Annotated in this window: 10 protein-coding genes; 3 read left to right on the top strand and 7 right to left on the bottom strand. The window is 32.6% G+C overall.

All coding sequences use genetic code 11. The features are described 5' to 3' along the window. Positions 1–474: 474 nt before the first annotated feature. Positions 475–1395, bottom strand: coding sequence for a ribonuclease Z (gene rnz, locus BTJ66_RS06915; protein WP_099090238.1), 921 nt, complete (start codon positions 1393–1395; stop codon positions 475–477). Between the two features lie 150 nt (positions 1396–1545). Here rnz and zwf point away from each other — a divergent pair, with 150 nt between their 5' ends. Then, the gene (gene zwf, locus BTJ66_RS06910) at positions 1546–3030 is read left to right on the top strand and encodes a glucose-6-phosphate dehydrogenase (RefSeq protein WP_099090237.1); all 1485 of its coding nucleotides are present in this window, start codon (positions 1546–1548) and stop codon (positions 3028–3030) included. 531 nt (positions 3031–3561) lie between these two features. Beyond that, complete coding sequence (locus tag BTJ66_RS06905; protein WP_099090236.1) at positions 3562–4431, top strand: AraC family transcriptional regulator; 870 nt, start codon at positions 3562–3564, stop codon at positions 4429–4431. A gap of 238 nt (positions 4432–4669) precedes the next feature. Here BTJ66_RS06905 and BTJ66_RS06900 read toward each other — a convergent pair whose 3' ends face one another. From BTJ66_RS06900 to BTJ66_RS06885, 6 genes are all read right to left on the bottom strand, one after another. Continuing rightward, positions 4670–6325 carry a glycoside hydrolase family 13 protein gene (locus tag BTJ66_RS06900; protein ID WP_099090235.1) on the bottom strand — a complete coding sequence of 552 codons (1656 nt, stop codon included), beginning with the start codon at positions 6323–6325 and terminating at the stop codon, positions 4670–4672. Positions 6326–6337: 12 nt separating this feature from the next. Further along, positions 6338–6682, bottom strand: a complete 345-nt coding sequence (locus BTJ66_RS13820) for a substrate-binding domain-containing protein (protein WP_238597602.1) — start codon at positions 6680–6682, stop codon at positions 6338–6340. Then, the gene (locus BTJ66_RS13815) at positions 6651–7226 is read right to left on the bottom strand and encodes a helix-turn-helix transcriptional regulator (protein WP_238597601.1); all 576 of its coding nucleotides are present in this window, start codon (positions 7224–7226) and stop codon (positions 6651–6653) included. The genes BTJ66_RS13820 and BTJ66_RS13815 overlap by 32 nt, the downstream gene beginning before the upstream one ends. Continuing rightward, the gene (locus BTJ66_RS13810; RefSeq protein ID WP_238597600.1) at positions 7226–7342 is read right to left on the bottom strand and encodes a LacI family DNA-binding transcriptional regulator; all 117 of its coding nucleotides are present in this window, start codon (positions 7340–7342) and stop codon (positions 7226–7228) included. Before BTJ66_RS13810 ends, BTJ66_RS13815 begins: the two co-directional genes overlap by 1 nt. 248 nt (positions 7343–7590) lie before the next feature. Next, a complete protein-coding gene (gene gndA / locus BTJ66_RS06890; protein WP_099090234.1) occupies positions 7591–9000 on the bottom strand; it encodes an NADP-dependent phosphogluconate dehydrogenase in 1410 nt (469 codons plus the stop codon). Between the two features lie 68 nt (positions 9001–9068). After that, entirely contained in the window at positions 9069–10205 is a 1137-nt protein-coding gene (locus BTJ66_RS06885) for a M20/M25/M40 family metallo-hydrolase (RefSeq protein WP_099090233.1), read from the bottom strand. A gap of 188 nt (positions 10206–10393) precedes the next feature. Between BTJ66_RS06885 and prli42 the strand changes: the two genes are divergently transcribed. Then, entirely contained in the window at positions 10394–10492 is a 99-nt protein-coding gene (gene prli42, locus BTJ66_RS13515; protein ID WP_017724546.1) for a stressosome-associated protein Prli42, read from the top strand. The last annotated feature ends 36 nt before the right edge of the window (positions 10493–10528 follow it).

The following is a 10528-nucleotide window of genomic DNA, read 5'->3' as shown; positions in this document are numbered from 1 at the left end:
AACAATCTCATTTACATATCGTGATATATCATTATTAGGTATTAAAATTGAAGTTTCCATTGGTAGTGTAATTTGAGTCATGTTATAATCTTTATACATAAGGCACCTCGTTAATTTAGTTTAGTAGAGTTTATTAAATTATACGAAAGGGCCTTATTTTTTTGAATAACAAAATGTATATTGTACCGATTTTGTAACGTGCTGACGCCTAGGGGAATAGTATGAGTGAGAGACTACAGGCTCGAACCATACCCCAGGCAAGCATGCACGGTCAAAATCGTAAGATTTTAAATATAAAGAGGACTAACCCATAAAGGATTAGCCCTCTTTTTTTGAGATTGGGTATTTATGTCCCAGCCTCCTCTATTAATATATGGACAGCATTTGAGTACAGTGATTGTTAAAGTATGACTCAAACAAATTATCCAACATGAAATACGAGCGTAACTTTGCCGTTTTCATCATTAAGTATGCTTAAAATGTCCAAGAATCAAAATCTTTCACAAATTTAAATGGTGGTGTCATCGGTTGTGACTTAAGTGATTCACTAATGGTTTCTACTTCGTCTATTGTATATCGATTACTTATATGCGTAATTAAACTATAATCTACTTGAGCATTTTCAATTAAACTAAACACATCTTCAATATGACTATGGTGATAATTATTTGCTAGTGTTTTATCCCCTTCTATATATGTACTTTCATGAACCATGACATTAGCATGATCAGCAATGATTTCCTCATTTTTACAAGGCATTGTATCTCCAAAAATAGCAACAACAGGGCCTTTCACTGCATCACCTTTAAAGTCATTTGAATTATAAATCATGCCATTATATTCAAAAGTTTCGTTATTTTTAACGTCTTGATATTTTGGTCCGGGTTCTAAACCTATTTCTTTTAAGGCAGTTACATCTATCTTACCAGATGTATAAGGTGCTTCAATACGATATCCAAATGAAGGTATACCGTGATTTAACATGTGCGCTTCTACATTGAATCCATTATTTTGATAAGATAAGTGATCTTCAATTTCTATATAAGTAATTGAATAGTTTAATTTTGATTCAGATAGGTGTAACGTTGTTTCTACAAATGCTTTGATACCTTTAGGACCAATAACTGTTAATGGTTTCCCTTCACCACCTTGAAAAGATCTGCTTGTTAACAATCCAGGTAAACCAAAAATATGATCGCCGTGCATATGCGTTATAAAGATATGATCTACTTTTCCTAATTTAATAGAGTGATGTAATATTTGGTGTTGTGTGCCTTCACCTACATCAAAAAGCCAAATATTATTAGCATATGGCTCTAAGTTTAATGCGATAGCTTGCGTGTTTCGTTCTTTTGTTGGTAGACCAGCACTCGTACCAAAGAATGTGATTTCCATGCATATGCCTCCTCTTCTTGTTCATATTTTATCATAGAAAAGAATAAAAAATATATTAAAATTTGCTTCTTTTAAGCAAAAAGGTATGAACAATACAGACGATTGTTCTATAATAAATACAGATTTATAAAAAGAATTGAGGTTTTGATCTTGAATACTAAAAATAAAGATATTCCATGCTTAATAACCATTTTTGGAGCAACTGGTGATTTAAGTCACAGAAAATTATTTCCATCACTGTTTCACCTATATCAACAAGAAAATTTAAATGAGCAGGTTGCTATAATTGGTATTGGTAGAAGAGACTTAACAAATGATGATTTTCGTAATCAAGTGAAGTCATCAATTCAAGAACATGTTAAAGATACGAAACATCTTGATAAGTTTATGGAGCATGTATTTTATCATAAACATGACGTAAGTGATGAGGCTAGTTACCAATCATTACTAGAAGTGAGTAATAAACTAGACAATGAATTTAATTTAAAAGGTAATAGATTATTCTATTTGGCTATGGCACCAAAATTCTTTGGTGTAATTTCTGATTATTTAAAATCATCTGGATTAACAGATACGACTGGATTCAAACGTTTAGTTATCGAAAAACCATTTGGTTCAGATTTAGAATCTGCTGAAGAATTAAATGAACAATTACGTCGGTCGTTTAAAGAAGAGGAAATTTATCGTATTGATCATTACTTAGGTAAAGACATGGTACAAAATATTGAAGTGTTACGCTTTGCAAACGCTATGTTTGAACCATTGTGGAACAATAAATATATATCTAATATCCAAGTTACCTCTTCAGAAGTATTAGGTGTTGAAGATAGAGGTGGCTATTATGAATCTAGTGGTGCATTAAAAGATATGGTACAAAACCATATGTTACAAATGGTTGCCTTATTAGCAATGGAAGCGCCTATCAGTTTACACAGTGAAGATATCAGAGCAGAAAAAGTCAAAGCACTTAAATCATTACGCAAATTAGAACCAGAAGAAGTTAAACAAAATTTTGTTCGTGGTCAGTATGGTGAAGGTACGATAAATGGACAAAAAGTGCCAAAATATAGAGATGAAGAGCGTGTCGCTGAGGATTCAACTACACCTACATTTGTTGCAGGTAAATTAACGATTGATAACTTTAGATGGGCAGGTGTCCCTTTCTATATTAGAACTGGTAAGCGCATGAAGAGTAAAACGATTCAAGTAGTTGTAGAATTTAAAGAAGTACCGATGAATTTATATTATGAAACAGACAAAAAATTAGATTCAAATTTACTAGTGATTAATATACAACCAAATGAAGGTGTGTCACTGCATTTAAATGCTAAGAAAAATGTCCAAGGCATTGAAACTGAGCCTGTACAATTATCTTATGCAATGAGCGCACAGGATAAAATGAACACAGTAGATGCATATGAAAATCTATTATTTGATTGTTTGAATGGTGATGCAACAAACTTTACACATTGGGAAGAATTAAAATCTACATGGAAATTTGTCGATGCGATTCAAGGAGAATGGAATCAAAACGAACCAGAATTTCCTAACTATGAATCAGGTTCAAATGGACCACTTGATAGTGACTTATTATTAAGTAGAGATGGTTTCAACTGGTGGGACGATATCCATTAAAGAATGAATTACTAAATTAAATGTGGGGCAGGGACGAATTAATGACGTCCCTGCCTCCTTTTATATTGTAAAGTCCCACTTCTCAATTTAATGAGTTAGTGGGACTTATTCATGAGACAAAACTCAGCTAATCTTTTTATATTATTTCAATCTAATCACACTTTACGGGATGGGACGATGACTTCTTTTAAAAAATCAGATTTCTATCCCACTCTCTTTTTTATTATCTATTTTTTTATGTTATGATTTAATCCATTGAGTTAAAAAAGTGAAATTCGATACAACTTATTTACATTTTACCCCATTTAATATTTTTAAGATGTATGTACAGCAAAAATGATGTAGAATGTACTTAATTAGTTAAAACATATTTACCATAATGTATTTATTTTTCGAGAATCAGCAAATAATTGTTCCATTATTTACAATGGTGTTGTTTGGTAAGTAATGGTATACATATCATTTGCATGTCCCTCTATAAATAAATATATTATAGACTATACATAATTGGACAATTTAGGAGTGAAAGTTTTGGACGTTATCAAGCAAATACAACAGGCAATTGTTTATATAGAAGATCATTTGTTAGAGCCTTTTCATTTGCAAGCACTTAGTGATTACGTTGGTCTTTCACCTTATCATCTTGACCAATCGTTTAAAATGATTGTCGGTCAGTCTCCAACAGCATATGCTAGGTCACGTAGAATGACGCTAGCCGCACAAGACATAATTAGTGGATCTAGTCGCTTAATGGATGTAGCTAAGAAATATCATTATAATGATACAAATGATTTTGCGAATGATTTCAGTGATTTCCATGGTGTTTCTCCTATTCAAGTTAATACAAAACGTGATGAATTAAAAATGCAACCACGATTATATATTAAATTATCGACCACTGAAAAACCACCTAATGCCTATCGTCTGGAAGATACAGAAGGTATTTCTTTAGTGGGGTATGCAAAATTTATAGATTCTGATCATTTAGAGAATCCTTTTAAAGTACCAGATTTTCTTGAAGATTTAATGGAAAATGGGAATATTAAAGAACTGCAACGATACAATGATGTCAATCCACATGAGTTGTTTGTAGTGAATTGTCCTCTAGATGAAGGTGTGGAAATATTTATCGGAGTTCCTAGTGAACGTTATCCGTCACATTTAGAAAGTAGATATCTACCGGATAGACAATATGCAAAATTTAACTTGCAAGGTGAATTAGATTATGTTGTTAATGAGGCTTGGTATTATATAGAAACAAGTTTACAAATGACATTACCTTATGAGCATAATAGTCTCTATGTTGAGGTTTATCCTTTTGACATTTCATTTGATGACCCATTTACCAAAGTACAGTTGTGGATGCCTGTAGATCAAGAACAGTATTTGAATTTTGACTAAATACTATTAAGTCCCACTTCTCAATTTATTGAGTTAGTGGGACTTTATGCATGAGCAACAGCTCAGGTAAACCATTGACCCCACTTCTCAATTTATTGAGTTAGTAGGACTTTATGCATGAGCAACAGCTCAGGTAATTTTTTTATACTTTTATAATTTCAGTTATATTTGAGACGGGATTGGGACAAAGAAACCTTTTTAATAAAATTAGATTTTTGAACCCGCCGTTATTTTAGTTTTATAACTTCATTACAAATGCTTCAAATGGAAGTATGTTATTAAAGTTTGGTGAATGTGTCTTATAATTTTCGAGCACTAGATTTTCATTATTAACTTTCATATTATTAGGTATATCTAAAGATGCTACTTGATCCGTAAGGTTTGCTACAACCAATACTTGTTTATTATCTAATGTTCTAGTATATGCAAATACTTGTTCATTTTCGGGGTCTACAAGGTCGAAGATGCCATAAGTATATACCTCGTCAGATTTTTTTAATTGAATCAACAATTTATAAAAGCTGAGTATGGAGTCTGGATCATTTTCCTGCGCGGCAACGTTAATTTTTTTATAATTAGGATTTATTGGAAACCACGGTTCATGCTCTGAAAATCCCCCATTTTTATGATGATTCCATTGCATAGGTGTTCTTGAATTATCTCTATTTTCCATCTTGTGTTTTTCTAATAAGGCAGAAGTATCTCCATTTTGAGATTTCACCATATTGTATTCATTCACAACGGCAACATCATTGAAAGTTTCAATATTTGTAAAAGGATAATTTGTCATCCCTATTTCCTGTCCTTGGTAAATGAAAGGTGTCCCTTGTTGTAAAAAATAAGCCAATGCATGACTTGTAGCAGATTCATGCCAATATGTTTCATCATCACCCCATGTTGATACGCGTCTCGGCTGATCATGATTTTCTATAAATAATGCGTTCCATCCTACATTTTCTAGTTTCTTTTGCCATCGATTTAATATATCTTTATATGATTTGACATCAAATTTGACATCCCCAGTATTCCATAAGCCGAGATGTTCAAATTGAAAAATCATATTAAATTTTCCCTTATCTTTACCTACCCACTCTTCTGCGTTATCAGGACTAACACCATTAGCTTCACCAACGGTCATAATATCATATTGACTCAGCGATTTCACTTTCATCTCTTGCAACCATGTTTGGATACCAGGTTGATTCATATCTACATCAAATGCAGGTGCATATTTTTTGCCTTCTGGTACAGGTAAATCTCCAGCTTCAAATGTTTTTTTGATATGTGTTATAGCATCAACTCTAAAGCCATCGATACCTTTTTCAAACCACCAGTTCATCATATCAAAAATTTCTTTTCGTACTTCTGGGTTATCCCAATTTAAATCTGGTTGTTTTTTACTAAATAAATGGAAGTAGTAGGATTCAGTTTGTTCATCAAACTCCCAAGTTGATCCATTAAAAATACTTTCCCAATTATTTGGTTCAGAACCATCAGATTTAGGTGCTTGCCATATATACCAATCCCGTTTAGGATTGTGTTTACTAGATTTTGATTCTATGAACCAAGGATGCTCATCAGAGGTATGGTTTACCACAAGATCAAGTATTAATTTCATCCCCCGCTCGTGTACGCACTCAAGTAATAAGTTAAAATCATGCATTGTCCCAAATTCATCCATAATATCTTGGTAATCACTAATATCATAACCGTTATCATCATTTGGAGATTTATACATTGGACTTAACCAAATTACGTCAATACCTAGATCTTTTAAATAATCCAATTTATCAATAATCCCTGGTAAATCTCCAATGCCGTCATTATTTGAATCATTAAAACTTCTTGGGTATACCTGATAAGCTATAGCTTCTTTCCACCATTTTTTGTCCATGATATTGCCTCCTTAAATTCCTTGTGTTGAAGCGCGTTTAACTATATGCGTGCTTATTATTTTATTTCTGTCTTCTATAGGTTCTTCTTTTAATAATTTGATAATACTTTCTCCTGCTGCTTGTCCTAATCTTTGGGGTTGGATATTAACTGCAGTTTGTGGTGGTGAAGCAGTTGCAGATATAAATGAATCATTAAAAGTTGCAGTTTGTATATTATCGGGAATACGTATATTCAAAGTATATAAGGCGCTTAAAACAAGTTGATTGAGCATCATATCAGAAGTAATTACGATTGTTGGCAATGTATGGTTTGTCATTAAACCTTTAAAATAGTTTATAATCTGATGACGATGCATTTCTATATATGATACATGTGGTTCTAGATGTGCTTTCTCCATTTCTTCTTTTGTATCCGTTAACACGATCTTTGATCACTTCATAATTACCTATTTCAGCTACAAAATGAAATGACGTATGTCCTAAATTGATTAAATAGCGTGTTAATAATTTTGAAGCAATAATATTATCGTTATCTATATGTATAATATTATCTGCAGTTATTGACTTACCGATAATGACAAAAGGTATAGCTTGCTGCTTCAATAAATTAGAAATATCATCATTTTCCTTTGAATATAATACAATAAATCCATCAACTGCGTGAGTTTGAATCATATGGAAGACTTCTGAAATGATTTCGTCAGGCTGCTCACTTGTCGTAGAAAGTGTTGAATAATCATATTTTTTACATTCAGTATAAATGCCAGACAGTACTTCTATAAGAAAAGGATTTTGTCTTGTTACCTCATCTCCATATTTTTGAATAATACCTATAGTTTTTGATTTTTTTGTGATTAAAGTTCTTGCAGCATTGTTAGGACGATAGTTTAGGTCAGCCATTATTTTTTTACTTTTTTCTGAGTGTTTATACTTATACGACTATTGCCACTAGTTACACGTGAAACTGTTGAGGGTGAAACATTTGCTGCATTTGCAATATCTCTAATAGTTACCAATCTAAGGACACCACCTATTTAAACACTTTATCTTTCTTAGAATAAGCATAGGTAAAAGATATAAGAAAGTCAAAAGATTCATGCAAACGATTGCACAAATTAAAGTGTAAATAAAAAAGCCAGGACATTTTCAAATGTCTTGGCTCTACAAAAAAACAAATAGTTATCAAATTAAAATATTAATGCAAATTCTATACTTACTATGAGTCATTTAATAAAATAGACGTCATAATGTTTTAAAATTATGATTAATCTTCAATCCATTGTGTGTGGAACACACCTTCACGGTCTTTACGTTCATAAGTGTGTGCGCCAAAATAATCACGTTGTGCTTGAATTAAATTTGCTGGTAAGTTTTCTGAACGATAACTATCATAATAATTAATACTAGCAGAAAATCCAGGTGTTGGAACTCCGTTTTGTACACCAGTTGCGACAACATCACGTAACGCATCTTGATAATTTGTTACTATGTCTTTGAAATAAGGATCTAATAGCAAGTTTTGTAATTCTGTATTGTTGTCATAAGCTTCTTTAATTTTTTGTAAGAATTGTGCACGGATAATACAACCCTCACGCCAAATCATCGCTAATTCACCTAATTTAAGGTTCCATTCGTTATCGTCACTCGCTTTTCTCATTTGAGCAAAACCTTGTGCGTATGAACAAATTTTACTCATATAGAGTGCTTTACGAATTTTTTCTAAGAATTCATCTTTATTTCCCTCAAATTTAGCATTTGGACCATTTAATTGTTTTGAAGCATTGACACGTTCTTCTTTAATTGAAGAAATGAAACGTGCAAATACTGATTCAGTAATAATTGTTAACGGAATGCCTAATTCTAGAGCATTAATTGAAGTCCATTTACCAGTACCTTTTTGTCCGGCTGTATCTAGGATTTTTTCAACTAAAGCATCATCAGATTTGTCATCTAATTTAGTAAAGATATCTCCAGTAATTTCTATAAGGTAACTTGACAATTCTCCAGCATTCCAATCCTTGAATGTTTGAGAAATTTCTTCATGTGACATGCCAAGTAAATCTTTCATCATTGCATAACTTTCAGCAATTAATTGCATATCTGCATATTCAATACCATTGTGAACCATTTTAACATAGTGTCCAGCACCATTTGGTCCAATGTAAGCAACACATGCAGCGCCATCATCAGCTTTAGCTGAAATTGATTCTAAAATATGACTTACTTTATCAAATGCAGCTTGTTGACCACCAGGCATTAATGAAGGGCCAGTAAGTGCACCAACTTCTCCGCCAGACACGCCCATACCTATAAAGTTAACACCACTTTCAGCAAGTGCTTTGTTACGTCTGATTGTATCTTGATAGTTTGTATTACCACCATCAATTAAGATATCATCGTTGTCTAATAATGGTAATAAACTATCAATTGTTGCATCTGTTGCCGGACCAGCTTTAACCATTAATAAAATTTTGCGGGGTTTTTCTAGAGAATTAATAAATTCTTCTATAGAGTATGTTGGATGTATGTCTTTACCTTCAGACTCTTTAACCATTTCGTCTGTTTTTTCTGAAGAACGGTTAAAAACCGAAACACTATATCCACGAGATTCAATATTCCAAGCAAGGTTTTTACCCATTACGGCTAAACCTACTACACCAATTTGTTGTGTCATTTAACTAACCTCTCTTATTAAAGTTTTCTAGTATATTATATCACAAAGCCGTAATAATATTCACTTAATCAGTTTGCTGATTGTTGAGTAATTATTTCAATAATCTTAATTAGTTGCTCAGTTAATAAATTTAAAGAATCGATGGGCATGCGTTCATCTGTAGTGTGAATGTTTTCATAACCGACGCCTAATATAACAGTAGGAATTCCAAATTGGTTAAAGATTGTGCCATCAGAGCCCCCTCCAGCCATTACAGTATTGGGTTTTAAACCTAGAGCAACAGCACTTGCTTTAGCAACTTTAGTTACAATAGCCTCATCAGATATTTTAAAACCAGGATAGCTCTTAATAATTTCAACGTCAGACGTACAGCCATATTTTTCTGCAGTATCTTCAAATACAGACTTCATATGTTTGACTTGTGCATTGATACTTTCATCGGAATGTGAACGTGCTTCAGCTTTTAGTGTAACTTTATCTGCAACAATATTTGTAGCAGAACCACCTTCAAAGCGCCCAATATTGGCCGTTGTATATGCATCTATTTGTCCTAGTTTCATTTCACTTACTGCTTTAGCAGCAATATTGATAGCACTGATACCTTTATTAGGCGTACTTGCATGTGCAGTTTTACCATAAATAGTGGCATTTACTTTCATTTGTGTAGGCGCATGTGTAACAGTAGTACCTACATCAACGCTTGCATCAATAGCATAGCCATATGCAGCATCTAATAAATTTTGATCCAATGCTTTAGCCCCTTCAAGTCCGGATTCTTCTCCTACAGTGATTACAAATTGGATTTGGCCATGAGGGATAGCTTGTTCTTTTAACACGTGAATACATTCTAGAATTGAAGCTAATCCGGCTTTATCATCAGCCCCTAAGATTGTACTCCCATCAGAGTATATGTATCCATCATCTTTAACTTGTGGTTTAACATTTAAACCAGGCACAACCGTATCCATATGGCTTGTAAAATATACTTTATCAATATTTGTCGAATTTGAAGTAGCAGGTAAAGTACAAATAAGGTTGTTAGCACCCAGTTTTTCATTTTCACTAGCTTTATCTTCTGCTACGATTAATCCTAATGATTCAAATTTTGTTTTGAGATGTGATTGAATTGTTTGCTCATTACCACTCTCAGAATTTATCTGTACTAGTTCTAAAAAAACATCTAAAAGTCGTTGCTTGTTAATCATTTAAAATGCCCCATTCCATTTATATATATCTTATGTTTAAGTTTAACGAATTATATAGTACAGTAAAACTAATATGATTCAACGTTGGTGGAAGTCATATGATATAATGAACGTATAAGTGTATGTATAGAACGTACGTAAAGATGTATGTTACATCGATGAAATTGTATGATTTGGAGGAATAATCTTTGAATAATAATAAAGTTTTAAGAGTTATTATCGTAGTTATGTTAGTTGCTGTAGTCCTTGCATTGATTTTGACAAGCGTAGTGCCATTAGTAAACTAAACATAAACGATCTATAGACACAATTTATTAATTAAT

This window comes from Staphylococcus edaphicus (genome assembly GCF_002614725.1).
Lineage (GTDB): Bacteria > Bacillota > Bacilli > Staphylococcales > Staphylococcaceae > Staphylococcus > Staphylococcus edaphicus.
Note: the sequence above shows the minus strand (reverse complement) of the source record. Positions and strands in the feature narration are given on the sequence as shown.